At 67.0% G+C, this 26,342-nt stretch carries 25 protein-coding genes; 5 read left to right on the top strand and 20 right to left on the bottom strand.

Annotation, left to right across the window (positions count from 1 at the left end; all coding sequences use genetic code 11):
• Positions 1–129 precede the first annotated feature (129 nt).
• The 3 genes from QCD70_RS16655 to QCD70_RS16645 are packed head-to-tail and all read left to right on the top strand — an operon-like array spanning position 130 to position 2,191.
• Positions 130–510 carry a GntR family transcriptional regulator gene (locus tag QCD70_RS16655; protein WP_301218366.1) on the top strand — a complete coding sequence of 127 codons (381 nt, stop codon included), beginning with the start codon at positions 130–132 and terminating at the stop codon, positions 508–510.
• Complete coding sequence (locus QCD70_RS16650) at positions 507–1,403, top strand: ABC transporter ATP-binding protein (protein ID WP_301218364.1); 897 nt, start codon at positions 507–509, stop codon at positions 1,401–1,403. The genes QCD70_RS16655 and QCD70_RS16650 overlap by 4 nt, the downstream gene beginning before the upstream one ends.
• A complete protein-coding gene (locus tag QCD70_RS16645; protein WP_301218362.1) occupies positions 1,400–2,191 on the top strand; it encodes a hypothetical protein in 792 nt (263 codons plus the stop codon). The genes QCD70_RS16650 and QCD70_RS16645 overlap by 4 nt, the downstream gene beginning before the upstream one ends.
• A gap of 9 nt (positions 2,192–2,200) precedes the next feature.
• Here QCD70_RS16645 and QCD70_RS16640 read toward each other — a convergent pair whose 3' ends face one another.
• From QCD70_RS16640 to QCD70_RS16600, 9 genes are all read right to left on the bottom strand, one after another.
• Positions 2,201–3,136, bottom strand: a complete 936-nt coding sequence (locus tag QCD70_RS16640) for a LysR family transcriptional regulator (protein WP_301218360.1) — start codon at positions 3,134–3,136, stop codon at positions 2,201–2,203.
• A 275-nt stretch (positions 3,137–3,411) separates the two neighbouring features.
• Entirely contained in the window at positions 3,412–4,737 is a 1,326-nt protein-coding gene (locus tag QCD70_RS16635) for an aspartate aminotransferase family protein (protein WP_441004953.1), read from the bottom strand.
• Between the two features lie 113 nt (positions 4,738–4,850).
• Positions 4,851–5,999, bottom strand: a complete 1,149-nt coding sequence (locus QCD70_RS16630) for an ABC transporter substrate-binding protein (RefSeq protein ID WP_301218356.1) — start codon at positions 5,997–5,999, stop codon at positions 4,851–4,853.
• Between the two features lie 58 nt (positions 6,000–6,057).
• Complete coding sequence (locus QCD70_RS16625; RefSeq protein WP_055931302.1) at positions 6,058–6,837, bottom strand: ABC transporter permease; 780 nt, start codon at positions 6,835–6,837, stop codon at positions 6,058–6,060.
• The gene (locus tag QCD70_RS16620) at positions 6,834–7,709 is read right to left on the bottom strand and encodes an ABC transporter ATP-binding protein (RefSeq protein WP_301218353.1); all 876 of its coding nucleotides are present in this window, start codon (positions 7,707–7,709) and stop codon (positions 6,834–6,836) included. The genes QCD70_RS16625 and QCD70_RS16620 overlap by 4 nt, the downstream gene beginning before the upstream one ends.
• Positions 7,706–8,590 carry an ABC transporter permease gene (locus QCD70_RS16615; protein WP_301218351.1) on the bottom strand — a complete coding sequence of 295 codons (885 nt, stop codon included), beginning with the start codon at positions 8,588–8,590 and terminating at the stop codon, positions 7,706–7,708. The genes QCD70_RS16620 and QCD70_RS16615 overlap by 4 nt, the downstream gene beginning before the upstream one ends.
• Entirely contained in the window at positions 8,587–9,603 is a 1,017-nt protein-coding gene (locus QCD70_RS16610; RefSeq protein ID WP_055931293.1) for a TIGR03842 family LLM class F420-dependent oxidoreductase, read from the bottom strand. Before QCD70_RS16610 ends, QCD70_RS16615 begins: the two co-directional genes overlap by 4 nt.
• A gap of 10 nt (positions 9,604–9,613) precedes the next feature.
• Positions 9,614–11,035 carry a dihydropyrimidinase gene (gene hydA / locus QCD70_RS16605; protein WP_301218348.1) on the bottom strand — a complete coding sequence of 474 codons (1,422 nt, stop codon included), beginning with the start codon at positions 11,033–11,035 and terminating at the stop codon, positions 9,614–9,616.
• A gap of 14 nt (positions 11,036–11,049) precedes the next feature.
• Positions 11,050–11,898 carry a nitrilase-related carbon-nitrogen hydrolase gene (locus tag QCD70_RS16600; protein WP_301218346.1) on the bottom strand — a complete coding sequence of 283 codons (849 nt, stop codon included), beginning with the start codon at positions 11,896–11,898 and terminating at the stop codon, positions 11,050–11,052.
• Positions 11,899–12,093: 195 nt separating this feature from the next.
• Here QCD70_RS16600 and QCD70_RS16595 point away from each other — a divergent pair, with 195 nt between their 5' ends.
• A complete protein-coding gene (locus QCD70_RS16595) occupies positions 12,094–13,431 on the top strand; it encodes an aminotransferase class I/II-fold pyridoxal phosphate-dependent enzyme (RefSeq protein WP_301218345.1) in 1,338 nt (445 codons plus the stop codon).
• A 12-nt stretch (positions 13,432–13,443) separates the two neighbouring features.
• Here the strand turns inward: QCD70_RS16595 and QCD70_RS16590 are convergent, their stop codons facing one another.
• Positions 13,444–14,088 (bottom strand): MOSC domain-containing protein, encoded by a 645-nt coding sequence (locus QCD70_RS16590; RefSeq protein ID WP_301218344.1) that lies wholly within the window; start codon positions 14,086–14,088, stop codon positions 13,444–13,446.
• 75 nt (positions 14,089–14,163) lie between these two features.
• On the opposite strand from QCD70_RS16590, the gene cofD reads away from it, so the two are divergent.
• Positions 14,164–15,165 carry a 2-phospho-L-lactate transferase gene (cofD, locus tag QCD70_RS16585; protein WP_301218342.1) on the top strand — a complete coding sequence of 334 codons (1,002 nt, stop codon included), beginning with the start codon at positions 14,164–14,166 and terminating at the stop codon, positions 15,163–15,165.
• Here the strand turns inward: cofD and QCD70_RS16580 are convergent.
• The 10 genes from QCD70_RS16580 to QCD70_RS16535 all read right to left on the bottom strand — a co-directional run bounded on the left by QCD70_RS16580 (position 15,162) and on the right by QCD70_RS16535 (position 26,327).
• A complete protein-coding gene (locus QCD70_RS16580; protein WP_301218340.1) occupies positions 15,162–16,658 on the bottom strand; it encodes a carboxyl transferase domain-containing protein in 1,497 nt (498 codons plus the stop codon). The two genes, cofD and QCD70_RS16580, sit on opposite strands and share 4 nt — an antisense overlap.
• The gene (locus tag QCD70_RS16575; RefSeq protein ID WP_301218339.1) at positions 16,655–17,878 is read right to left on the bottom strand and encodes a CaiB/BaiF CoA transferase family protein; all 1,224 of its coding nucleotides are present in this window, start codon (positions 17,876–17,878) and stop codon (positions 16,655–16,657) included. Before QCD70_RS16575 ends, QCD70_RS16580 begins: the two co-directional genes overlap by 4 nt.
• Positions 17,875–19,431: a carboxylesterase/lipase family protein gene (locus tag QCD70_RS16570; protein WP_301218337.1), complete on the bottom strand. Its 1,557-nt coding sequence runs from the start codon at positions 19,429–19,431 to the stop codon at positions 17,875–17,877. The genes QCD70_RS16575 and QCD70_RS16570 overlap by 4 nt, the downstream gene beginning before the upstream one ends.
• Positions 19,428–20,312 carry an ATP-binding cassette domain-containing protein gene (locus QCD70_RS16565; protein ID WP_301218335.1) on the bottom strand — a complete coding sequence of 295 codons (885 nt, stop codon included), beginning with the start codon at positions 20,310–20,312 and terminating at the stop codon, positions 19,428–19,430. The genes QCD70_RS16570 and QCD70_RS16565 overlap by 4 nt, the downstream gene beginning before the upstream one ends.
• Entirely contained in the window at positions 20,309–22,165 is a 1,857-nt protein-coding gene (locus QCD70_RS16560) for a dipeptide/oligopeptide/nickel ABC transporter permease/ATP-binding protein (RefSeq protein ID WP_301218333.1), read from the bottom strand. The genes QCD70_RS16565 and QCD70_RS16560 overlap by 4 nt, the downstream gene beginning before the upstream one ends.
• Complete coding sequence (locus QCD70_RS16555; RefSeq protein WP_301218331.1) at positions 22,162–23,103, bottom strand: ABC transporter permease; 942 nt, start codon at positions 23,101–23,103, stop codon at positions 22,162–22,164. The genes QCD70_RS16560 and QCD70_RS16555 overlap by 4 nt, the downstream gene beginning before the upstream one ends.
• Before the next feature lie 67 nt (positions 23,104–23,170).
• On the bottom strand, positions 23,171–24,700 hold the full coding sequence (locus QCD70_RS16550; protein WP_301218330.1) for an ABC transporter substrate-binding protein: 1,530 nt from the start codon (positions 24,698–24,700) through the stop codon (positions 23,171–23,173).
• A gap of 137 nt (positions 24,701–24,837) precedes the next feature.
• On the bottom strand, positions 24,838–25,455 hold the full coding sequence (locus QCD70_RS16545; protein ID WP_301218329.1) for a TetR/AcrR family transcriptional regulator: 618 nt from the start codon (positions 25,453–25,455) through the stop codon (positions 24,838–24,840).
• A gap of 78 nt (positions 25,456–25,533) precedes the next feature.
• Complete coding sequence (locus QCD70_RS16540) at positions 25,534–26,016, bottom strand: hypothetical protein (protein ID WP_301218327.1); 483 nt, start codon at positions 26,014–26,016, stop codon at positions 25,534–25,536.
• Positions 26,013–26,327 (bottom strand): hypothetical protein, encoded by a 315-nt coding sequence (locus QCD70_RS16535; RefSeq protein ID WP_301218326.1) that lies wholly within the window; start codon positions 26,325–26,327, stop codon positions 26,013–26,015. The genes QCD70_RS16540 and QCD70_RS16535 overlap by 4 nt, the downstream gene beginning before the upstream one ends.
• Between the last annotated feature and the right edge of the window lie 15 nt (positions 26,328–26,342).

The raw sequence follows: 26,342 nt of genomic DNA, 5'->3' as shown, positions 1-26,342 counted from the left end.
CGCATCTTCCACGACCTCACCACCGACCTCCGAACACCCCACATCACCACTTGACATCCATAGGACCATCCGGCGCAGAACGGGGTCTTGACATTCGGACGCGTGGCTGGTTGGTTAGTTACATGAGTAATGAACCAACGAAGGGAAAGTGTCGTGGATGACTCCCGGCCGATCTTCGTCCAGATCGCCGAGCTGATCGAGAACGACATCCTCGCCGGCGCCCTGCCCGAAGAGACGCAGGTTCCGTCGACGAACGAGTTCGCCGCATTCCACCGCATCAACCCCGCAACCGCAGGCAAGGGAGTCAACGTGCTCGTCGACGACGGAATCCTCTACAAGAAGCGCGGCATCGGCATGTTCGTGGCGTCCGGCGCGCGTGAACGCCTGGTGGCCAAGCGCCGCGACCGATTCCAGAACGAATTCATCGCGCCCCTGATCGTCGAGGCAGAGAAGCTCGGCATCGACAAGACGCAGGTGATCGACATGATCAGAAAGGAAGGCACCGCATGAGTGCAGTAGTCGAGGCATCCCACCTCACCCGCCGATTCGGCGACACGACAGCCGTCGACGACATCAGCTTCAGCGTGCAGAAGAACACGATCCACGGCCTGCTCGGACGCAACGGAGCCGGCAAGACCACGCTGATGCAGTTGCTCACCGGCCAGGACTTCGCCACCCGCGGCGAGATCCGCGTCTTCGGCGAGGACCCGGTCGAGAACTCCGGCGTGCTGAAGAACGTGTGCTTCATCAAGGAGAGCCAGCGCTACCCCGACGAGTTCAAGCCACGGCACGTCTTCACCAGCGCGCCCTGGTTCTTCCCGAACTGGGACGCCGCCTTCGCCGACCGTCTGATCGCCGATTTCCGACTCCCCCTCAACCGGCGCATCAAGAAGCTGTCGCGCGGCCAACTGTCGGCCATCGGCGTGATCGTCGGGCTCGCATCCCGCGCCCCGCTCACGTTCTTCGACGAGCCCTACCTGGGTCTGGATGCCGTGGCCCGGCAGATCTTCTACGATCGGCTCCTCGAGGACTACGGCGACCACCCGCGTACCGTCATCCTTTCGACGCACCTCATCGACGAGGTCAGCAACCTGCTCGAGCACGTTCTCGTGATCGACGAGGGAAGGCTGCTCATCGACGACGACGCGGAGACCCTCCGCGGCTCGGCCACCACCGTGGTCGGCACCCGGCAGGGAGTGGACGCCTTCGTCGCCGACCGCGAGGTGCTGCACCGAGACGGGCTCGGCGGGCTCGCATCGGTCACCGTGGGCCGACTCTCACCCCAGGATCGCGTACGCGCCGCGGAGATGGGCCTCGAACTCTCGCCCGTGTCCCTCCAGCAGCTGGTCGTGCGCCTCACCGGCAGCACCCAGACCGAGACAGCATTGGAGCAGAGCGCATGAGCACCGTCACTCGAACCGCACCGACAGAGCCGCTGGCCGACGGGCATGACGCGGGCAACCGCATCCTCGCCGTCGTGCGCCTGCACCTCGTGAACCGCTACAGCGTCTTCGCGGTGCCGTGGATGATCATGGGCGGCATCTTCATCGTCAACCTCACGATCTGGTGGATCATCTTCGCATCGGTGACGAACGAGTCCGACAGGGCCGACGCGCGCGACGGCATCTCGTACTCCGGGGCCCTGTTCTACATCTTCGTGTACATGCTGGTGCTGGGCATCCAGGCAGTGGCCTACACCTTCCCCTTCGCTCTCGGCTTCAGCGTGACCCGCCGCGACTTCTGGCTGGGCAGCGCGCTGACCTTCATCACCCTTTCAGCGGTCTACAGCGCGGGACTCACGATCCTGGCCGCCATCGAGGTCGCGACCGACGGATGGGGGCTCGGCGGCACGATGTTCGCCAGCTTCTACTTCGGCGGCGCGGATGCGTCGTGGATCGAGCGCTTCGGGCTCTACTTCGCGACATACCTGTTCTTCTACTTCGTCGGCGCCGCGATCGCGACCATCTACCAGCGCTGGCGCAACAACGGCATGCTGGCGCTGTTCGGAACCCTCGGCCTCGTACTGATCGCCGGCATCGCGCTGGTGTCGTTCACGAGCAGCTGGCCGGCCGTGGGCGCCTGGTTCGACGCGAACGGACCCTCGGGCGTGATCGCGTGGAGCCTCGTGCCGACGGTCGTCGCAGCAATCACCGGGTACTTCATCCTGCGCAGGGCCACCCCGAAGAACTGACGACGACCGCTAGGCGGCCGGCGGGTTGCGGTGCTTGTTCGCCTCGACCACGGCGGCCGCCTCGGCGCGCAGCGCATCCACCACGGTGCGCACGGCCAGGCGTTCGGCCCTGTCGGGGCGCATGAGGATGGCGATGTGCCGCTCGGCGACGACACCCTGCAGGTTCTTCAGCACGATGCGGTCGCGGTAGGCGCCCGCGGCCGTGTAGCAGGGCAGCACGGCGACGCCGAGGCCGGCGGCCACGAGGGCCTCGGTCACACGGGTGTCGCCGAATCTCTGGAAGAAGTTCACCGGAACCCCGGCGGCCTCGAAGATGTCGTTGAGCGTGCGTTCGAACGGGTAGCCCCAGGGCACGCCGATCCACTGTTCGCCGATCAGGTCGCTCGGCACGAGGAAGTCCTTGTCGGCCAGACGGTGCCCCGGCGGAAGCGCGATGTCGAGCGGCTCGGTCATGAGCGGGATGGCGAGGAGGTTCTTGTCGTTCCAGAAGGCCGCGGGCTTCGGCGAGTGGGCCAGCACGATGTCGAAGTCGCTGGTGAGCGACGGGAAGCCCTCGGACTCCGGGTCGCGGTCGGAGCAGTGCACCGTGAGCCCGCCGGTCTCCGCCACGCGCTTGAGCATGCCCGGCAGCAGCATCTGCCCCGCCGTCGGGAACGTCGCGAGCGACACCGTGCCCGTGGGGTCGTTGCGGAACTCGTCCCACACCGCCTCGGCCTTCTCGAGCGCGATGGCGACGTCGGTGGCACTGCGAGCCAGGGCCCTGCCCGCGTCGGTCAGCGCGATGCCGCGACCGACCTTCTCGGTGAGCGGCAGGCCCGCCTCGGACTCGAGCTTGCGCAGCTGCTGAGAGATGCCCGACGCGGTGCGATGGGTGGCCTTGGCCACCTCGGTGATGCTCCCTCGCTCGGCGAGTTCGCGCAACAGATTCAGTCGTCCGACGTCCATGATCAGCAGTCTAGATCACGGAATCTGAACTACACAGTGAGCAAAGAACAATTCACTTGTGATACATGGTTGGCGAGGCCAGAGTTGAGACAACATCACTCATCCCGGAAAGGACAGGAACCATGATCATCGCACTCGTCTCATTCTCTCTTCTCGCACTCGCAGGCGTCGCCGCCAGTATCGTGACCGTCGTACGGGATGGCTACCGACCCCAGCCCACGCGCTGACGTCGACGGTGCAGCGGCAGGCCCTGAGCCTCCGCTGCACCGACCTCGTCAGAGGCTCGAGAACGCGCGGTCGTAGATTTCGAGCGCCCGGGCGACCTCGTCGTCGGTGACGACGCAGGGCGGCACGACGTGCAGCCTGTTGTCGGCGAAGAACGGCAGGAGCCCCAGCGAGAGCAGCGACTTCTTCAGCGCCGCGATCACCGAGGGGGCGACCGGCTCGTGCGTCTGCGGGTCGGCTACCAGGTCGAGCGCCCAGAAGACACCGAGACCCCGCACCTCTCCGATGATCGATGGATGCTTGGCCTGCAGCGCCCGCAGGCCCGGCCCGATGACATCCGCCCCCACGCGCTTCGCGTTGGCCACGATGCCCTCGCTCTCCATGGCGTCGAGCGCACCGACGATCGAGGCCATCGCCAACGGATGCCCCGAGTACGTGAGTCCGCCCGGAAAGACCGACTCGTCGAACGCCGCAGCGATCGACGGCGAGATGACGACGCCGCCCACGGGCACGTACCCCGAGTTGACGCCCTTGGCGAAGGTGATGAGGTCGGGCACGACGATGTCGCCGCCCTCATCGGCAAGCGACTGGAACGCGAACCAGTCGCCCGTGCGGCCGAAGCCGGCCATCACCTCGTCGAAGATCAGCACGATGCCGAACTCGTCGGCGAGTGCGCGCACCCCCGCCAGGTAGCCGGGCGGCGGCACGAGCACGCCGGCCGTGCCCGGGATGGTCTCGATGAGGATCGCGGCGATCGACGACGCGCCCTCGCTCTGGATGACGCGGCGCAGGTGGTGCAGGGCCCGCTCGCCCTCCTCGACGACGCTGTCGCTCCAGAACTCCGAGCGATACGAGAACGGCCCGAAGAAGTGCACGTGTCCGCGGGCGTATTCGTTCGGAACGCGACGCCAATCCCCCGTCGCGACCACGGCCGCGCCGGTGTTGCCGTGGTACGAGCGATACGTGGACAGCACCTTGTCGCGCCCCGTGTAGAGCCGGGCCATGCGGATCGCGTTCTCGTTCGCATCCGCACCGCCGTTGGTGAAGAAGACCTTGCCGAAGCCGGAGCCGGCGCGATCGAGGATGCGCCGGGCCGCCTCGCCGCGGGCGAGGTTGGCGTGGGCGGGCGCGACGGTGGTGAGAACGTCGGCCTGGGCCTTGATCGCGTCGCGCACGGCCGGATGCTGGTGGCCGATGTTCACGTTGACGAGCTGGCTCGAGAAGTCGAGGAATTCGTTGCCGTCGTGATCCCAGACGGTCGTGCCCGAGCCCCCGGCGATGACCATGGGATCGAGGGCGGCCTGCGCCGACCAGGAGTGGAACACGTAGGCCCGGTCGAGGTCGTACGCGCGCTTGCCGTCGTCTGATGTGGGAATCACGTGTGGTGCCTGTTCTTTCTGTGTTGCGTTCCCCGAGCCCGTCGAAGGGAAGACCTTCGACAGGCTCCCTTCGACAGGCTCAGGGAACGATGGTGATGGTGACGCTGGTGTTACTCGCCACCCGCCTTGAGGGTGACCTCGATGGGCGTGAAGTCGGCGCCTTCGACGTCGACCCCTTCGTCCTTCAGCTCGTCGAGAGCCTTCGTGACGTAGTCGTTCGAGTAGGCGGTCGCCGGGGGCTCCTCCGAGATGACGGTGGCGCCGGTCTCGTTCTTGGTGCCCATGGCGATGTCGACCGTCTGCTTCCACGCCGCCTCGTCGATCATGCCGATTCCGCCGGATGTCGACGGCCAGATCAGCTTGTTGACCTCGTTGGTCATCCACAGCTGGTGGCTCTCGCCGAGCGTGGAGCCGGCAGCGGTCACGATGCCCGCGGCCTCTTCGGGGTTGTCCTTCGCGTAGATCCAGCCCTTGATCGAGGCCTTGATGAACTTGACGGTCTGGTCGGCGTAGGCGTCGTCGTCGGCGAGCTTGGCCGAGTCGGCCCAGATCGCGTCCTGCAGCATGGCCGTGCCCTCGTCGTTCCAGTCGATGACGTTGAGGTCGTCGGGCGTGAAGAGCTCGCCCGTCGCCGGGTTCACCGACTCGAGCACCTGGGCGTACTCGTTGTAGGTCATGGCCTGCGCCGCATCGATGTCACCGGCGAGGAAGCCGTTCATGTCGAACGCCTGCTGCACGAGCGAGATGTCGTCGGTGGCGACCCCGGCCTTCTGCATGCCGGCGAAGAGCTCCCACTCGTTGCCGTAGCCCCAGCTGCCGACCTTCTTGCCGGCCAGGTCGGCCGCGGTCGTGATGTTCTTGTCCTTCATCGAGATCTGCGTGGTGGCGCTGCGCTCGAAGATCTGCGCGACGTCGGTGATCTCGGCGCCCTGTTCGATGGAGCCGAGAACCTTCGGTACCCACGAGATGGCGTAGTCGGCGTCGCCGCCCGAGAGCACGTCCTGCGGAACGATGTCGGCGCCGCCCTCGAGGATCGTCACGTCGAGCCCCTCGTCTTCGTAGTAGCCCTGGTCGAGGGCGGCGTAGTAGCCCGCGAACTGCGCCTGGGCGAACCACTGCAGCTGCAGGGTCACCGGGGTGAGTTCTCCGCTCGCCGAATCGGTGGAGTCGTCGGAGCCGCTCGAGCTGCAGCCCGCCAGCGCGAGCGCCGAGACGGCCGCGATGGCGCCGGTGACAATGAGGCGTTTGCTGTGTTTCATTGTTCCTCCTGTGGTGGTGCGGTGAATGGTGCAAGGCCGCCGGGATCGGCGGACGTCGTCAGGGGCCCGTCGACGGGGCCCGGTGCGGCGACACGATCTTCTCGAGACCGAGGGTCACGACGTAGAAGACCAGGCCGAGGATGATCGCGCCGAGAACGTAGGCATAGGCGAGCGAGTAGTTACTCGAGGCCGCCGCCGAGGTGATCGACTTGCCGAGTCCTCCGATGGGACCGCCGAAGTATTCGCCGATGAGCGCCGAGATCACTGCGAGGCTCGAGGCGATCCGCAGCCCGATGAAGAGGAACGGAACGGCGCCCGGCAGGGTGACCGCCCGCGTGGCCTGCCACGACGAGGCTCCGTACGCCCGCATGAGGTCGCGGTGCACCGGCCTGGCCTGGCGCAGCCCCCGCAGCGTGTTGAGGTACACGGGAATGAAGACCGCGAGCGCCGCCACGAGCTGCCTCGCCGTCTCTTTGTCTGCGCCGAACATCGTGTACAGCACGGGGGCGAGGGCGACGATCGGTATGACGGATGCCGCGGCGACCAGCGGCGCGCTCAGTTCGTCGGTGATCGGAAGCACGGTGGCGATGATCGCGGCGACGATGCCCACGATCGCGCCGATCAGGAGTCCGATGAGCGCGTTCGCCCCCGTCACGAGGCTCGACGTCCAGACGCTCGACACGCTCGAGGAGAACTCGGTCGCGATCGACACCGGCGAGGGCAGCACGAACGGCTTGATCTCGAGGGCGACCACGGCGAGCTGCCAGAGGGCGACAGCCAGCACCCCGAGGAGGACGGGCGCGAGGATCGTGCGCGGCAGCGACGCTGACTGCTTCATCGGATGTCGACCCCTCGCGCTGCCGGCGCGCCCGCGGACTCGCCATGCAGGCTCTCGCGCACGGCCACCACGGCCTCGAAGAAGCCGTCCGCCTCGCGCAGCCCCTCGTCGCGCCCCTCGGCGCGTCCCAGGTCGACGGCGATGATGTCGCGGATGCGGCCCGGCCGGGGCGACATCACGACGACCCTGTTCGAGAGGAAGACCGCCTCGGGAATGGAGTGCGTGACGAAGACGACGGCGGCGCCGGTCTCGGCGCAGATGCGCACGAGCTCGGTCTGCATGCGCTCGCGGGTCATCTCGTCGAGGGCCCCGAACGGTTCGTCCATCAAGAGGAGCCCCGGGCTCTCGGCGAGCGAGCGGGCGATCGCCACCCGCTGCTGCATACCGCCCGACAGCTGGTCGGGGTACTTGTCGGCGAAGTCGGAGAGACCGACGAGGGCGAGAAGCTCCGACGAACGTGCCGCGCGATCGGCCTTGCCCACCTTGTGCAGCTCGAGCGGCAGCTCGATGTTCGCGCGAACGGTGCGCCACGGCAGCAGGCCCGCCTGCTGGAAGGCGATGCCGTAGGCCTGGTCGATGCGGGCCTGCCTCGCGGTCTTGCCGAACACCTCTATCGATCCGCTCGTGGGGGTGTCGAGGTCGGCGATGAGGCGCAGCAGCGTCGACTTGCCGCAACCCGACGGTCCGATGAGCGACACGAACTCGCCCGGCGCGATCGTGAGGTCGACGGCCTCGAGCGCCGTCACATCCGTGCCCTTGCGCGACGCGAAGACCTTGCCCACGCCCGCGACTGAGACGGCGGCGGGCCGGGCGGATGCGACGGGCTGGCCCTGGGCGACAGTCTGGCCGGATGCTGCGGGTTCGGTGCTCATGCGGGGGTTTCTCCTCGACGGTAACGGGTGAGGGCGAGGCCGATCAGGGCCACCACCCCCGCGGCCAGGAGGCCGACGACGACGGCCCCGAAGATGGGCGCCCACGGCTTGGCGGGGTCTCCCCCGGCTGCCGCGGCGTACTCCACGATCATGCGGCCGATGCCGCCGCGCAGGCCGATGGAGACCTCGGCGACGACCGTGCCGATGACCGCGTTGGCGGCCGCGAGACGCAGGGCGGGAAGAAGGTAGGGCACGCTGGCCGGCAGTCGGAGCCTGATGAGCGTGGCCCACCAGCCCACCGAATAGGTGCGCATGAGTTCGACGTGGTTCACGTCGGGCGACTCGAGCCCGCGGAGGGCTCCGATCGAGACGGGGAAGAACGCGAGGTACGAGGCGATGAGCGCCACCGACATCCAGTTCTCCCAGCTGAATTCGCCGATCTCGATCTGCGAGCCCCAGCGCTTGACCAGCGGGGCGATGGCGATGAGCGGAACCGTCTGGCTGAGCACGATCCACGGAAGCAGGGCCGACTCGGCGGTGCGGAAGCGCTGCATGAGGATCGCGAGCAGCATGCCTACGCCCACGCCGACGAGCCAGCCCACCGCCGCCACGCCCAGGCTGAAGAACGATGCCTCGAGCACGGCCTGCCACATCATCTCGTCGTCACCGGCCGAGCGCACCGGACGGAACAGCCGGGCGACCATGTCCCACACGTGCGGCATCGCGAGGTCGCTCGTGCGGGGAAGCACGGTGAGGTCGCCGATCATCACCCCGGTCGCCGGGCCGAGTGCCTTGTAGAGCTCCCAGACGGCGGCCAGCACGACGACTCCGAGCACCCCGAGGAGTACGCGGCGGCCGAGGGGCGAGCCGGTTCGGGTCATGCCTTGGCCGTGATGTGCTCTTTGAGCGCGGGGATCACCGTCTCGCCGTACACGCGGAGGGTCTCCTCCTTGTTGTCGTGCTGCAGGTAGCCGGCGAACTGGGTCACACCGATGTCCTTCAGCTTCTTCAGCTTCTCGATGTGGTCGTCGGCCGTGCCCAGCAGGCAGAAGCGGTCGACGATCTCGTCGGGCACGAACGCCGTGTGGCTGTTGCCTGCGCGGCCGTGCTCGTTGTAGTCGTAGCCCTCGCGGTCTTTGATGTAGTCGGTGAGCGCGGTCGGAACCGACGAGTCGGCACCGTACTTCGACACGATGTCGGCCACGTGATTGCCCACCATTCCGCCGAACCAGCGGCACTGGTCGCGCATGTGCTCCCAATCGTCGCCGATGTACATCGGGGCGGCGACGCAGAAGGCGATCGAGTCGGGGTCGCGTCCCACGTTCTCGGCAGCGGCGCGCACCGTCTTGATCATCCACTCGGCGATATCGAGGTCGGCCAGCTGCAGGATGAAGCCGTCTCCCACCTCGCCCGTGAGTTTCAACGCGAGCGGACCGTATGCGGCGACCCAGACATCCAGTTCGCTGCCGACGCTCCACGGGAACCGCAGCTCGGCGCCGTTGTACTCGACGGGCCGCGAGTTCGCCAGCTCTCGGATGACGTGGATCGACTCGCGCAGCGACTTGAGCGTCGTCGGGGCGCCGTTCGTGACGCGCACCGCCGAGTCGCCGCGGCCGATGCCCATGATGGTGCGGTTGCCGTACATCTCGTTGAGCGTGGCGTAGAGAGAGGCCGTCACTGTCCAGTCGCGCGTGGCCGGGTTCGTGACCATGGGCCCCACCTTCACACGATGGGTCTCGTTCAGGATCTGGCTGTAGATGACGTACGGCTCCTGCCACAGCAGGTGCGAGTCGAACGTCCACACGTATTCGAAGCCGTGCTGCTCTGCGAGCTTCGCGAGGTGCACCGTTCGAGAGGCGGGCGGGTTGGTCTGGAGTACTGCGCCGAATTCCATGCGTGGTCCTTTAGATGAGGTACTGCGAGAGGCCGCGTTTGATGAATCTGCCGTCGCCCTTGGCGCCGAGATACTGGTTGTCGTCGACCACGACCTTTCCGCGCGAGAGCACGGTGTCGACGTGGCCGTCGATCTCATAGCCCTCGTACGCGGAGTAGTCGAGGTTCATGTGGTGCGTCTTCTCGTAACCGATCGACGTGTGCCCGTTGGGGTCGTAGACGAGGATGTCGGCGTCGGCACCGGGCTGGATGACGCCCTTCTTGCCGTACATGCCGAACATGCGCGCCGGCGTCGTCGAGGTGATCTCGACCCACCGCTCGAGCGAGATGTGGCCGTTGACCACGCCCTGGTAGAGCAGGTCCATGCGGTGCTCCACCGAGCCGATGCCGTTGGGGATCTTCGTGAAGTTGCCGACACCGAGCTCTTTCTGGCCCTTCATGCAGAAGGGGCAGTGGTCGGTCGAGACCATCTGGATGTCGTTGGTGCGCAGCGCCTGCCACAGCTGGTCCTGGTGGTGCTCGTGCTTGGAGCGCAGCGGCGTGGAGCAGACCCACTTGGCGCCCTCGAAGCCCTCGGCCCCGAGATTGTCTTCGAGCGACAGGTAGAGGTACTGCGGGCAGGTCTCGCCGTAGACGTTCTGTCCGTTGTCGCGGGCTGTGGCGATCTGGCCCACGGCCTGCTTCGCGGAGACGTGAACCACGTAGAGCGGTGCGCCGGTGAGATTGGCGAGCATGATCGCGCGGTGCGTGGCCTCCTCCTCCATCTGCCACGGGCGGGAGACACCGTGATAGTAGGGCTCGGTATAGCCGTCTTTCACGAGCTGCTGCGCGAACACGTCGATGGCCGACCCGTTCTCGGCGTGCATCATCGTCATGAGGCCGGTGGCCGCCGACTTCTGCATCGCCTGCAGGATCTGCCCGTCGTTGCTCAGGAACACGCCCGGGTAGGCCATGAAGAGTTTGAAGCTCGACACACCCTCGTCGAGCAGGCCGTCCATCGCCCGCAACGACTCCTCGTTGACGTCTCCGATGATCTGGTGGAATCCGTAGTCGATGGCGCAGTTGCCGGCCGCCTTCTCGTGCCACGCCGCCAGGCCATCCTGCACCCGCTCGCCATACGACTGGATGGCGAAGTCGACGATCGTCGTCGTGCCTCCCCAGGCAGCGGCCCGGGTTCCGGTCTCGAACGTATCGGATGCCTCGGTGCCGCCGAACGGCATCTGCATGTGCGTGTGCGCATCGATTCCGCCCGGGATCACGTACTTGCCCGTGGCGTCGATGACCGTGTCGACGGCCGAGGTGAGGTCGGTGCCGAGCAGCACCGAGCCGGGTTCGAGTACCGCGGCGATCGTCTCGCCGTCGATGAGCACGTCTGCGCGGGCGCGACCGGTCGATGAGACGACCGTTCCCCCGGTGATCAGCGTCGTTGCCATGATGTCCCCTTTTCTTACGGTGCGACCGTCGCCAGGTAGGAGTCCGGACGGCGATCGCGATAGAACTGCCAGGAGTTGCGCACCTCGCGCAGCACCTCGAGATCGAGGTCGCGCACGACGATCTCCTCAGTGTCGGTCGAAGCGACCTCTCCGACGAAGTTGCCGCGCGGGTCGACGAAGTACGAGCTGCCGTAGAAGGTCACCGCGTCGTCGCCGAACTCCTCGGTCTCGGTGCCGATGCGGTTGTTCGCTCCGATGTAGTACTGGTTCGCCGCCGCCGCCGCGGGCTGTTCGAGCTCCCACAGGCGGTTCGACAGGCCGGGCTTCGTGGCCGACGGGTTGAACACGATCTGCGCGCCGTTCAGGCCGAGTTCACGCCATCCCTCGGGGAAGTGGCGGTCGTAGCAGATGTAGACGCCGACCTTGCCGACGGCCGTGTCGAAGACCGGGTAGCCGAGGTTGCCGGGGCGGAAGTAGAACTTCTCCCAGAACTGCTGCAGGTTCGGGATGTGGTGCTTGCGGTACTTGCCCAGCACGGTTCCGTCGGCGTCGACGACGACGGCCGTGTTGTAGAGAACGCCCGGCTGCTCCTCCTCGTAGATCGGCAGCACAATGACCATCGAGAGCTCCTTGGCGAGTGCCTGGAACCGCTGCACCGTCGGGCCGTCTGCGGCCTCGGCGTAGTCGTAGTACTTCGCATCCTGGATGATGCCGAAGTAAGGCCCGTAGAACAGCTCCTGGAAGCAGATGACCTGCACGCCCTGGGCCGCCGCGTCGCGCACGAACTGCTCGTGTTTAACGATCATCGACTCTTTGTCACCCGTCCATGTCGCCTGGGTGAGTGCCGCACGTACTACCGTCATTGCATTCGTCCTCTCGCTGAAGCGTTCGAGCCGGGCGGAGCGGGGCAGCGTGCCAGCCGTGAGGAGGCGACGCAGCCACAGTGTGCTCAGGTCCCGTTTTGTTATTGTCGGGGTTGAACATTTCTCTTAGATTTCAGATTGTGACGTCGGCGTAAATAAGTCAAGAGTTCAGTCCATCGAGAAAGGGCGACCGCAGTGCTCGAGACCATCATCGAGGCCGTCGAGGCGAAGACGCCCGAGGGAATCGCCTCCGCGATCTCGCGGCTCATCCGCGGGGGTGCGCTGCGCTCGGGCGAGCGACTGCCGACGGTGCGCGATGTCGCCGCCGCCCTCGGGGTGAGCCCGGCCACGGTCAGCAACGCCTGGCAGGCCCTGTCGAAGGTGGGGCTCATCAACTCGCGCGGCCGCGCCGGCAGCTACGTGCTCGAGGCATCCACCGCCTGGATGCCGCCGCACTTCGGCGAGCTCGCGGGTTCGCACGTCGTCGCCCGACTCGACCTCTCGACGGGCACGCCCGACCCCCTCCTCCTTCCCGATCTCGCGCTCGCGCTCGGCCACGTTCCGACGCGTGCCGACACGGCCAGCTACCTCGACATGCGCGTGCTGCCCGACCTCGAGAGGCAGCTGCGCGCATCCTGGCCCTTCGTGCCGGCGAGCCTCACGATTCTCGACGGGGCGCTGGATGCGATCAGTCGGTCGCTCGAGGCGATCGTGCGGTACGGCGACAGGGTCGTGGTCGAGGACCCCGGATTCCCAGCGTTCCTCGACCTGCTGGAGCAGCTCGGCGTGGAGGCGATCCCGGTGGCCATCGACTCGCAGGGCATGAGACCCGAGCTGCTCTCGGCCGCACTCGATCTCAATCCCACGGCCATCATCATCCAGCCTCGGGCTCAGAACCCCACGGGGGTGTCGCTCACGGCCGAGCGTGCGCGCGAGCTGGCGCGGGTCATCCGCTCGAAGTCGCACATCTGCGACCCGGTCATCATCGAGGACGACCACTCGGGCGAGATCACGACCGGGCCGGCGTTCAGCCTCGGAGAGTGGTTTCCGCACCGCACGCTGCACGTGCGCAGCTTCGCAAAGTCGCACGGCCCCGACCTGCGCATCGGCGCCCTGGGCGGCCCCACAGCCATCATCGACCGGGTGATCGCAAAGCGCATCGTGGGCCCGGGCTGGACCTCGCGCATGCTGCAGACGATCCTCTACCAGCTGCTGACCGCGTCTCCCAGCGTCACCCAGATCTCCGAGGCGAGGCGGGTCTACCACGCCCGACAGCGCGCGCTCTCCGAGGCGCTTGTGCAGGGCGGCGCCGAGCACTCCCCCTCCGATGGCATCAACACCTGGCTGCGGGTTCGCGACGAGAAGGCCGCGATCCTGTCGCTGGCCGCGTCGGGCATCAAGGTCGCCGCGGGCAGCTCGTTCTACGCGGCGCCCCTCGCGGGCGAGCAGTTCATCCGCATCACGGCCGGCCGAGTGCGCGACGACTTCGACCAGATCGGCGCCCTGCTCGCGGCTGCGGCCCGCGCCGAGTAGCGCGCCGCGGGGTCACCGGCTCGATGCGATCGCGACGTCGAGCGAGTCGAGCATCTCCGGCACGAGCGGATGCCGACCGCTCTCGTGGGCGGCGAGCAGGGCGACGGCGTCGGCCGAGCGGCGCTCGGTGAACCACGACGCGATCGTGACTCCGTGGTCGGGCCGCTCGACGACGCGAACCTCGTCGCCCGCCGCGACCTCGCCCGGTGTGACGACCCGAAGGTAGGCGCCGGGACGGCCTTCCGCGGCGAAGCGCCTCACCCAACCGCGCTCCCCCATGCGGCGGCCGAACGTGGCGCAGGGGGTTCGGGGGCAGGTCACTTCGAGAACGACCTCGGCCCCGAGCATCCACCGCTCGCCGATGATCGCGCCCGACACGTCGACCCCGCGGGTGCGCAGGTTCTCGCCGAACAGGCCGGCATCGATCTCGCGCCCCAGAACGCCGGACCAGTGCTCGGCATCCTCCGCTGCGTACGCGTAGACGGCCTTCGTGAGGCCTCCGTGATGCTTGCGATCGGCCTGCACATCGGCGTAGAGGCCGTACTCGCCGATCTTCACGGGACCCTCGACGGGCCTCTTGTCGATGGCGGTCGTACCCACGGAGCCGCTGTCCGGTCGGAGCGCGTGAACACGGCACAGAGACTCGATCGAAGGCATGCCGACGATTATCCCACCGGGCGGGTCGGCTGCTCGTCGCCCGGCGAGTGCCGTTGTCGGGGCTAAACTCGGCTCGTGAAGATCGCCGTACTCGCGGGAGGTGTCGGCGGGGCCAAGTTCCTGCGGGGACTCCGCCACCACCTGTCCATCATCCATCCCGACGGCGAAGGCGGCCACACCGACGAGGTGACCGCGATCGTCAACACCGGAGACGACGTGTGGCTCACCGGCCTCAAGGTATGTCCCGACCTCGACTCGATCATGTACTCGCTCGCGGGTGCGAACGACGAGGTGCGCGGCTGGGGTCGGGCCGGCGAGTCCGAGCGAGTGAGCGCCGAACTCACCGCGTTCGGTGTGGGCTGGCCGTGGTTCACCCTCGGCGACCTCGACCTCGGAACGCACATCGCACGGTCGCACTTTCTGCGGGAGGGGCTGACATTGACCGAGGCGACCCGTCGCATCCAGTCGCGTTGGCCGTCGATCGGCGTGCGCCTGCTGCCCGTGACGGATGCCGACGTGCCGACCTTCGTGTCGGTCACCGACGAGGGCGTCGACACCGAGATCCACTTCGAGGAGTGGTGGGTGAAGCACCGCGCCAACCTGCCCACGAGGGGCTTCGTGCAGCGCGGCATCGAGAACGCGAGCGTCACGCCCGAGGCGCGCGCCGCCATCCTCGAGGCCGACGTGGTGCTGATCGCGCCGTCGAACCCGGTCGTCTCCATCGGAACGACCATCGACATCCCCGGCGTTCGCGACGCCCTGGCCGAGACCGCAGCACCCGTCGTCGGCGTCTCCCCGATCATCGACGGCTCCGCCGTGCGTGGCATGGCCGCTGCCTGCCTCACGGCGATCGGTGTCGGCGTCACCGCCGAGGCTGTCGGGCTGCACTACGGCGCCCGGGCGAACGGCGGAATCCTCGACGCGTGGCTCGTCGACTCGACGGATGCGGGGGCTGTTCCCGCCCTGCACGGAGCGGGAATCCGCTCCCGGCCGGTGCCGCTCTGGATGCACGACGACGAGCTCAGCGGAGTGCTCGCCGCCGCAGCCCTGAAGACGGCGAGGGAACTCGGGATCTAGGTCAGACCGAGCCGCCGGTAGCGACCGAGCCTGGCTTCCAGGCGCGGACCAGGACTCTGCTCACCGAGTTCTGCCAGGAAGTACTCGAGGCTCGACGACACGCGCTCGCAGAATGCCGTGGGCTCATCCGCGGCGTCGGGCAGTTCAGGAACGACCCAGTCGACGATGCCGTCGGCGAGAAGGGCGGCCGCGCCGATGCCCTGAGCCGCCGCCATCTGGGGCGCGTGGGTGATGTCGCGATGAACGATCGCACTCGCTCCCTCCGGCGGCAAGGGAGACAGCCAGGCGTGTCGACCGGCGAGGGTGCGGTCTGCTGGCAGCAGCGCGAGGGCCCCTCCACCCGTGCCCTCGCCGAGAATCACCGAGATCGTCTGCCCCGGATGCATAACCAGTTCGGCCAGGCATCGGGCGATCTCCCCGGCTAGGCCGCCCTCCTCCGCCTCGGTCGACAGGGCGGCGCCGGGGGTGTCGATCACCGTGACCAGCGGAAGTCGCAGATCTGACGCCAGCCGCATGCCCCGCCGCGCCTCCCGGAGTGCCGCTGGACCGAGCGGCGTGCGGGCACGCTGCGCCTGCCTGTCCTGCCCCATGACGACGCACGACATCGAACCGAACTTCGCCAGCGCGAGAACCAGGCCCGGGTCGCGCTCTCCCTGGCCCGTGCCGTTCAAGGGCACCACGTGCCGAGCGCCGTGGTGCAGCAGCGCCCGTATTCCAGGACGGTCTGCACGCCGGGAGAGCAAGACCGACGTCCAGGTGTCGTCGTCCGCGCCGTCCCAGCGCTCCGGCTCGGGCACGGAGGCCGAGTCAGAACTGGAGCGGTCGAGCACGGTGAGCACCCGCGCGACGAGCTCGGGAAGCTGCCGGGGACTCGCGATTCCGTCGATGAGTCCGTTGCGGTAGAGGTTCTCCGAGGTCTGCACTCCTTCGGGGAACGCCTCGCCGTAGATCGCCTCGTACACACGGGGGCCGAGGAACCCGATCAGCGCGTTCGGCTCGGCAATGGTGACGTTGCCGAGCGAGCCCCAGGACGCGAAGACCCCGCCCGTGGTGGGATGCCGGAGGTAGACGAGGTAGGGAAGCCCTGCGGCCTTGTGCCTCGAGACGGCGGCCGAGATCTTCACCATCGACAGGAACGCGAGGGTGCCCTCCTGCATCCGGGTTCCGCCGGACGCGGGGCCGGCGAGAATGGGCAGGCCTTCGAGGGTGGCGCGTTCGATGGCGAGAACGAGGCGCTCTGCTGCAGCCAGGCCGATCGAGCCGCCGAGGAAACCGAACTCGCAGGCCACGATGGCGACCCGGCGCCCGCGGATCCGCCCTTCACCGGTGAGGACGGACTCGTCGACCCCGGAACGCTCCTCGGCTCGGGCGAGCTCGGCGCGATACGCCTCGTCGGGAGCCACATCGATCGGCGCGGCGTCCCACGAGCGAAAACTGCCCGCGTCGGTCAGCAGTGAGATCAGCTCGGTCGCGCTGGTGCGTGGTGCAGTCATCTCGGTGCGACCTCCTCCAGCCATTCTCGAAGAGACGGGCCGTGCTCGTCGAGCAGGGGCGGCGGCCGGTGCCGGCGCTTCGTCGTCTCGCGCTCCACGTCGCCGTCGGTCGCAAAGAAGCGGATGGGCGGGCCAGGAAGCTCGATAGGACCGAGAGTCGGATGATCGACCTCGATCACGAGGCCCTGCGAAATGACCTGATCCCACCGGTAGACCTCGTCGAGGCTGCGCACGATGCCCGCCGGAATACCCGCTTCCGACAGCGCCGCCAGCAGCTCTGCTGCCGTGAAGTCGGCGAATGCGCGCTCGACCGCCTCGATGGTGTGCCGGCGGTGGCGTACCCGGTGGGCGTTGTCCGCCAGTAGCGGATCGGCCCCGTCGATGTCGAAGCGATCGCAGAGCCGCTGCCAGAGCGACTCGTTGCCGACGCTGATCTGCACGGATCCGTCTGCGCATCCGAACAGCCCGTAGGGCGCGATCGACGGATGATGATTGCCCTGAGCCTGCGGTGTCTCCCCCGCCACCGTCACCCGCGTGCCCTGAAAGGCGTGCACGCCGACGACCGAGGAGAGCAGCGAAGTGCGTACGACGGTTCCGATGCCTGTGGCGGAGCGCTCGAGAAGCGCAGCAACGACGCCGTAGGCGCCGTACATTCCCGACAGAAGATCGGCGATCGGAACGCCCATCCTCTGCGGGTCGTCCGGTCCGGATCCGGTGATCGACATCAGGCCGGCCTCGCCCTGCACGATCTGGTCGTATCCCGCGCGACCCGCCTCGGGCCCGTCGTGGCCGAAGCCGGTGATCGACAGGATGACGAGCCGGGGATTGATCTCATGCAGCCGGTTCATCGACAGGCCCAGCCTGTCCATCACGCCTGTGCGGAAGTTCTCGATCACCACGTCGGCGCGCTCGAGAAGCGCCGTGAGAATCCGGATGTCCGCCGCCGACTTCAGGTCGAGCGCGAGCGACTCCTTGTTGCGGTTGCACGACAGGAAGTAGCTCGACTGCCGATCGTCGTCCGGCCCCACGAACGGCGGTCCCCAACGGCGGGTCTCATCTCCCGAGCCCACTGCCTCGATCTTCACGACGCGAGCGCCGAGGTCGCCGAGCATCATTCCGGCGTGTGGACCGGCCAGCGCTCTGCTCAGGTCGACAACCAGGGTGCCCGTGAGAGGCCCGGCCGATTCCGCATCATCGCCGGCGAGTTTCTCGCGATTCACGACGCGCTCACCGCAACCGCCTGGAGCCAGTACTCGCGCAAGCCCGCCAGCGGATCCATCAGAAGGGTGGGCCGGGTGTTCAGTTCCATCGTCGACCGGGAGTCCGGCTCATAGGGCGCCCATTCCGGGAGTGCCGCCGACAGGGGCACCCCCGTGTCTGCGAAGCGCACCCAGGTCGCGCTCATCCAGTCGGAGAGCTGGTGGGGAGGATGTTCGCCGACCAACGACACCGCCTCGATTCGATCGAGCTGCCGGAAGATGAAGGGCACATCCAGAACATGGCAGGCGCCCATCCGGCCGTCGAACAGCGGCGTCTGCCACGTGAACAGATACGAGTAGGTCTTGGCCGGGCCGGCGGCGCGCGCATCGAGCAGTCGATTCGTCGGCTGGCGGTACAGCCGATCGGTCAGCAACGCCTCGAGCACCTGTCGAGGGCGAGGTTCGTGGCCGAGTTCGTCGGCCAGAACGGCCTTGTACACCGCCGCCTGCGCGTCGGCATCCGACGGAAACTCCTCGGCGAACACCGACGAGATCTTCGCCTCGGTCGCTTCGACCGAGTCTCCGTCGCCCGACATCGGCTCGGTGAAGAACGACGCCTCGTTACGGTTCGTGCCGACCAACAGCGGCACGCCGGAGTTGACGCCCCGACGCACGGCATCCAGAGGCAGTTCTGACAGCACCCTGCCATCGATAGTGGGTTGGAACGGTAGCGCCAGACCCACGACGCCCTGGGCGAATTCGTCGGCGAAGCGCCCTTGAGCGGCGAGCAGCCCGTCGAGCGACATGTCGAGGAGCCGTGACGCGGTCAATTCGGTCAAGCCGGCCGCCTCGAGGAATGCTGCCGTCACGGCCTCTGACTCCGGCAGGCTGCGGGCGCGTTCGGCTGTTCCACTCTGCACGATGGCGCGATGGAAGAGACCTTCCGCGCGAGGCGTACCGAGCAGAGTCGCGACGGCAGCACCTCCGGCCGATTCGCCGAAGATGGTCACGCACGTCGGGTCTCCTCCGAAGACGGCGATGTTGTCGCGCACCCACTCGAGCGCGGCGATCTGATCGAGCACGCCGAGGTTGCCGGCGTCGGCGAACTCCTCGCCGAGCAGATGCCCGAGCTGCAGATAGCCGAGCGCGCCCAGCCTGTAGTTGATCGAGACCACGACGACGTCGAAGGTGGCCGCCAGTTCTGCTCCGTTGTTCAGTCCGCTCGAGTTGGAGCCGCCGATGTAGCCTCCACCGTGGATCCACACCATGACGGGGCGCGCCTGAGCGTCCGCCCGCGGAGTCCAGACGTTCAGGTTGAGGCAGTCCGCTTCCGAGTTCACCGGCTGGAAATAGTCGTTGGCCGTCATGAAGGGATCGGGATTCTGCGGCGCGGCCGGTCCGAACCTCTTCGCCTCGAGCTCCCCCGCCCACGGCGCGACGGGCCGGGGGGCTCTGAAGCGGAGTTCTCCCACGGGAGACGCGGCGAACGGAATGCCGAGGTAGCACTGAACGTCGGCGCGCTTGGTCAGCGCGGTCGACCCGCACACCACCCCCGACGCGAGAGCGAGCCTCATCCCACGGCCTCGCTCGCCGCATCGGCGGCCCGCTGCGACGCGAGCAGAGCGTGGCGCTCGGAGCGGCGCACCGCCTGCCTCCGCGGGTGAGGAACCGGGGCGGCCATCAGAAGGCGCTGGGTATAGGGGTGCGTCGGCGCACCCGTGACCGCGGCGGCATCGCCGGTCTCGACGATCTCCCCGCGATACATGACGGCGACGCGGTGACTGATGTGTCGAACGACGCTCAGGTCGTGGGAGACGAAGAGATAGGCCACGCCGGTCTGCTCCTGGATGTCGATGAACAGGTCGAGCACGCGGGCCTGCGTCGAGAGATCGAGAGCCGAGACCGGCTCGTCGCAGACGATGAGCCGGGGGCGGAGGGCGAGGGCCCTGGCGATTGCGACCCGCTGACGCTGACCGCCTGAGAACTCTCGCGGCAGGCGATCAACGGCATCCGCCGGCAGATTGACCTGATCGAGGAGTTCGCGGATCCGATCCCGCGCCGCGACGCGTTCGATCCCCGAGGTCAGAAGCGGCTCGGCAAGAATGTCGCCGATGGTCATCGCCGGGTTGAGCGACGTGTACGGATCCTGGAACACGACCTGGATGTCTGCACTCAGCGACCGGCGCTCCCTGCGTGACAGCCTCGTCGTGTCCTGCCCGTCGAAGGTGATCGAGCCCGCCTTGATGGGTGCTAGCCCGAGCACGGCGCGGCCGATGGTCGTCTTGCCCGAGCCCGACTCGCCTACGAGCCCCATGGTCTCGCCGGGAAGAATATCGAGGGAGACACCCTTGAGCGCGGTGAACGGCGGACGCCGCCATCCCTTGACGGGAAACTCGACCTCGAGCCCGCTGATGGTCAGAAGCGGAGCCTCGACCGCAGTCGCGTCGTCGATCATCGTGCTGTTCCTCTCGATGAAGTGGCGTGCGAGCTGCGCGCCGCTCGCGGTTCGGTGTCCTCGAGCGTCGAGGAGAGCAGCATCCGGGTGTACGGGTTGTGCGGATCGTCGAACAGCTCGAGCGCCTCGGCTTGCTCGACGAGTCGGCCGGCCTGCATCACGGCCACGCGGTCGCAAATGTCGGCCACGACACCGAAGTTATGGGTCACCATGATCATGGCCATCTTCCGTTCCCTCTGGAGTCCGCGCAGCAGGTCGAGAACCTCGGCCTGCACGGTCACGTCGAGGGCGGTCGTTGGCTCGTCGGCGATCAGCAGTTCGGGATCGCAGGCGACGGCGCCGGCGATGAGCACCCGCTGGGCCATTCCTCCCGAGACCTCGTGCGGATATGCGTCGAAGGTGCGCCGAGGATCGGCGATACCGACGCGGTCGAGCAGTTCGAGGGCCTTGGTCTTGGCCGCAGGGCGACTCAGACCGAGGATGTGCCTCATCGGCTCCACGAGCTGGAATCCGAGGGTGAAGCTCGGGTCGAGATTCGACATCGGCTCCTGGGGGATGTACCCGAACTGACGACCCCTGAGAGCAGCGGCACCGCGGGCCTGCCCGTCAGCCGAGGCGATCGTGCGTCCGGCGAAGGAGATGGCTCCGCCGAGGATTGCTCCTGTGTCTGGCAGAAGCCCGAGAATGGAGAATGCAGTCTGGGACTTGCCCGACCCTGACTCGCCGACGAGACCGAGAACCTCGCCGCGGTCGACGTGCAGCGAGACTCCGTCGACGACGATCGTCTCGCTGCCGTCCTGTTGCGGGTATCCGACCCTCAGATCGCGTACCACCAGGAGCGCATCGTTCGGCTCGAGATCCTCGTGGCCTCCGTCCCGCGGCGCGATGACGGCGGCCGTCGCGGCCGTGCTCAGGTCGAGCCTCCTGGTCGTCGCCTTCTCCTCGACCGGAAGGGAGCGACGGCGAACCCTGCGCACGGGTTCAGCCCCCTGCACCGTGTCTCGGAGCGCAGCGCCGAAGATGGCTAGCGATCCCACGGTGATGCCGATGATCAGGCCGGGCCAGAGGATCATGGTGGGCGCGACGTAGATGTTGGTGAACGCCTCGCTCAGCATCTGCCCCCAGCTGGCGGTCGACGAATCGCCGACGCCCAAGAATTCGAGACCCGCCTGAAGCACGATGGCGATTCCCGCGATCATGGATGCCTGAATCACCAGCGGCGCCCGGATCACGCCGAGCACGTGGCGCGAGATGATCCTGTAGTCGCTCAGGCCGGAGACCTTGGCGGCGTCGATGTAGAGCTCGCGACGCACCGACACGACACCCGACCGAGTCAAGCGGAAGACGCCCGGTGAGAGGAGCGCACCGAACGTCACCATGACGCCGACCATTCCCGGGCCGATCACCGAGATCAGGGCGAGAACCACGATGAGTCCGGGCATCGCCATCAGAAGACTCGCGAACCAGCTCGAGAGCGAGTCGAACCAGCCCTGGAAGTAGCCGGCGATCAGACCGGTCGGGATGCCGATGGCGAGTGCCGTCGACAGCGCGATGAGTGCACCGACGAGGCTGACCCTGGCGCCGAAGTACAGACGTGCGAGAACGTCTCGACCCGACGCATCCGCGCCCAGCAGGTGCTCGCCGAACGGCGGCGCCAGGGCGTCGTTGAGATCGGCACGCCCCGGATCCCAGCCGGTGATCTGACCGGCGAAGACCGCGCTGAGCACGACCAGCGCGAGGATGACGAGCGAGACCACCGCCATGGGGTTCTTGAGAACACGGCGGAAGAGCTTCTGCCTGCCGGTGGCGAGGCGAGGAACGAGCGCCTCGGCCGGTATCACTGCTTCACTCATGAGACACGCGCCTTCGGATTGAGCCACCCGGTAAGAAGGTCGATGACCAGGTTGACTATGACGACGAGAACGACCATAACGACGACGAGACCGAGTATCTGAGGCAGGTCTCCCTGGAGGGTGGCGTTCACGGCCAGGCTGCCGATCCCCGGGAGGGCGAAGATCTTCTCGATGATGATGGCTCCGCCGAGAAGCCCGACGAACTGCAGCGAGAGCACGGTGAGGGCGGGAGGTGCGGCATTGCGCAGCACGTGTCTGAAGAGCAGGGATCGGTGGCTGATGCCTCGGCTGCGCAGGGTGCGCACGTAGTCCTGCCTGAGAACGTCGATTGTGGCGCCTCTCACCTGTTGTGCTGTCGAGGCGATGGTTCCGACGACGAGTGCCGTCACCGGGAGGATCAGTCCGAGCAGCCATCGCACGGGGTCGGTCGCAAAAGGGACGAACCCCGTGGCCGGAAGGAGCTTGAGGTTGACCGCGAACACGGTCACGAGGATCAGGGCCACCCAGAAGTTGGGTAGCGCGAAGCCGAGCACCGCGAACATCTGAACGAAGCGGTCGATCCAGCCCCTCTTCACGGCCGCCGTGACGCCGAGGATCGCGCTCAGGAGTGCGGTCACGAGGATCGCCACGACCACGACGGAGAGCGATACGGGGAACTTGTTGGCGAGCGAGGTCATCACCGGTTCGTTGGTGAACCAGGACCGACCGAAGTCGCCCGTGATGGCAGCACCGAGCCAGTCGGCGTATCTCACAGCCAGGGGTTGATCGAGCCCGAGCTCGGCGGATTTGGCTGCAACCTGCTCGACGGTAGCCCCGTCCCCCAGGATGTTTCGGGCCGGGTCTCCCCCGGTCATGCTCATGAGCAGGAACGTCATGGTCGCGATCACGAACACGAGCACGACGGCCGCACCGAGCCGGCGAAGCAGGAATGTCGCCATGGTCTCTCTTCTTCCTCGAAGGGGTCAGTACGGGCGGCATCGGAGGACCCGACGCCGCCCGGTGTGCTCAGCTCGCGGGCGCGTAGTTCCAGATGTAGGGAACGACGTTCTGCGGCTGCATGGTGACCGTCGTCTTCGCGGAGCTCAGGTAGATGTTGTTCTGCACGTACCACGGGGCGAACCAGGCCTGATCGACGACGAAAGCACTCAGCTTCTGGAAAGCCGTGTCAGCGTCGGAGCCGGTCGCGGTCTGCGCAGCGGCGATCAGGGAATCGAGCTCCGGATCCCGGTTCTTCATCATGTTCCAGGGTGCGGTCGGCGTGAGGAGCTTGATCGTGTCCTGCCATGAGTTGGAGGACCCCCACGAGAAGACGAAAACGGGGAACTCGCCGCTGATGAGTCGGGAGATCGTCTGGTCTGCGGAGACGGGCTCGGTGGTGACCCGGATGCCGATGTCCTTCAACGACTGCACGGTAATCGTGGTCACGTCGGAGAATCCGGCGAGGTCAGGAAGCACGAGGTCGAATCCATCGGCGTAGCCCGCCTCGGCGAGGAGTTCCTTCGCCTTCTCCGGATCGTACGGATAGGCATCGTCGAGAGAGGCGTCGTACGCCTGGCTGCTCGGATTGAAGATCTGCGTGGTCGACTCGCCCTCACCCAGGCGGATCGACTTGAGGATCGCGTCGCCGTCGATCGCGTAGTTCAGCGCCTGACGCACCCGCTCATCGGCCAGCGCGGGAACCTTCGCACCTGCGCGGTCGACGATGAACAGCCCCTGCCAGTCGCCCAGCATCTTGCCGACGGTCAGGCCACTCGCCTGGGCCTCGGCCATGCTCTTCGCATCGGCGCTCGCGGCGTCGATCTCGCCCGCCTTCAGCGCATTGAGTCGGGCCGTGAGGTCGGACAACGGCTTGATCACGATGCTGTCGTAGGGAAAGGCGTCAGCGTTCCAGTAGTCGGCGTTGCGTGTGTAGGTGTACTGACTGCCAGTCACCGTCGCGGCGGTGTCGAGAACGTAGGGACCGCTTCCCACAGGCGTCGTCTTCAGGGAGCCCGTCGTGAGCTCTGCAGGGGATGCCATCATTCCCGAGACGAGCGCAAGGTTGCGCAAGAGCGCCGGATCGGGGGCGCTGAGCACCAGCACCACCTCGGTCGGGTTCGTGACTTCGATCGAGGAGACCGAGGCGAGGGTGATGGAGTTCTGCCCGGTGCCCGTGGCGAAGTGCTCGAGGTTGGCCTTTACGGCATCGGCATCGAAGGCCTCACCATCGGTGAAGCTGACGTCGTCGCGGAGGGTGAGCGTGAGCCGCGTGTTGTCGTCGTTGTAGCTGAAGGCCGATGCGAGCCACGGGGTGATCTCCAGCTCGGAGTCAATGTGCAGAAGCGAGTCGTAGACGGGCTGCATGTACTGCAGACGGTTTCCGAACTCGGCATCGGCCGTGTCCCACGACGTGGCATCGACGGTTGCGCCCAGCGTGAGCGTTCCCCCCGTGGACGTGGCTGAATCGGTGGAGGCCGGGGACCCCGCGGAGCATCCGGCGAGCATAAGACTCGCGGCGACGACGAGCGCCCCGAGCCCGAGAATCGATCTCTTCATGTCTGTCTCTCTTCGTTGAGTGAATGGCGCGAGGCGATGACTGTTCGCCGCATCCGATGATTAACATACCGTGTACTCGGTCGGTAAATCAATCCAAAAAAATAGCCACCCCGAGGGATGGCCGTTCTCTGCCGGATTCAGGACACGGTCGACTCGGCCGTCATCGAGTCCACGAGTGCACGAGCTACGAGATCGAAAGCTGCTCCCATATCGACCTGGGAGTTGTAGATCCACTGCAGTTGAATGCCGTCCATCAGGGCGATCAGGGCGGAAGCCAGCACCTCGAGATCGGCGTCGGCGCGGATCTCGCCCCGCTGGATGCCGATCGACAGGGCGCCGACCAGCCTGTTGCGCAGCCGGTCGTAGCGAGCCTTCATATAGTCGTGACCGGGATGTTCGATCGACGTGCTTTCGGCGACAAGAACCGCGAAAAGCCTGACAGACACTCGGTTCTCGGAGTTCTGAACGATCAACTCACGCAGTCCGGTGATCACGTCGACGCCGCCCAGGCTGAGCGGGCGGATGAGCAGGGCATCATCGTCGCGGTTGTGCTGCTCGAGTACGGCGACGAGGAGTTCATCTTTCGAATTGAAGTGATGCAGGAGCCCCGATTGCGTGACCCCGGCGCGCTCGGCGATGTTGGCCAGGGAAGCACCCCGATAGCCCGATTCGGCGAACAACTGCTCGGCCGCAGTCAGAATCGCATTCTTCGTCTGCTCACCCTTGACGTTGTTCTGGCCCAGTTTTGCGCCCATGAGTCGACTCCGCTCTGATCCTTCGACCCGTTCAGCCTATATCCAGACCGACCACAAGGTCTGGTACTTGACAGGCGTCTATTCCGCGCCCGGCCTCTTGAACGCCGAGTGGTCGATCGCGCGCCGGCGCGACCTGAACTGCGGCGGAGCGAACGACACGGGAGCCGCCCGCACCGTGGGGCCGTCATTCGCACTCGTCGCAGTCGACTCCGGTGCGGATTGCTGGCCGGCGGCGGCTCCGACCGTCGACGCATCCTCGGGCTCGGCCGCAGACGAGCCCATCTCCGCGGTACGACGAGCGATCCCGCTGAGACCGGCCCGTAGGGCTATCGACAGAACCGCCGCGACGAGCCCCGCGGTCACCAGCGGCGGAGACATCATGTAGAAGGTCTGCGCCAACGCGTAGTCCACGGGCGGCGAGCAGTTGTCCCCCGTGCAGGTGTACCCGCCGTTCATCACACGACTCGCCCACAGCGCTCCGGCGCCGCCGACGGCCAGAAGCGCCACGGCGAGAATCCAGAGAGCGATCTCGAAGGGGTTCACACGGCTGTGGTGATTCATGCACTCACTCTGCCATGACCGGGCCGCACCGCAAGCCATGCCCTGAGGGCGAGGGCGGCGACGATCGCGATGAGCCCGGCGATCATCACCGACGGCGCGAGCACGAGGACCGTCTGGGTCAGAACGAAGTCGTACCGCTCGGTGCAGTTGCCCACGTCGTCGCAGTAGTAGCCGCCGTTCGCCAGGGAGAGCGCCCTGTTGGCCCACTGGGTGCTCCACACCGCCGCTGCGACGGCGACCGCGCCGAAGATCCACAGGGCCACCTCATACGGATTGACCCGCCGTGCGGAGACGCGCTCATCGAGGTCCATGCCTCAGACCCTTCC

Source organism: Agreia sp. PsM10 (assembly GCF_030433855.1).
Taxonomy (GTDB): domain Bacteria; phylum Actinomycetota; class Actinomycetes; order Actinomycetales; family Microbacteriaceae; genus Agreia.
Note: the sequence above shows the minus strand (reverse complement) of the source record. Positions and strands in the feature narration are given on the sequence as shown.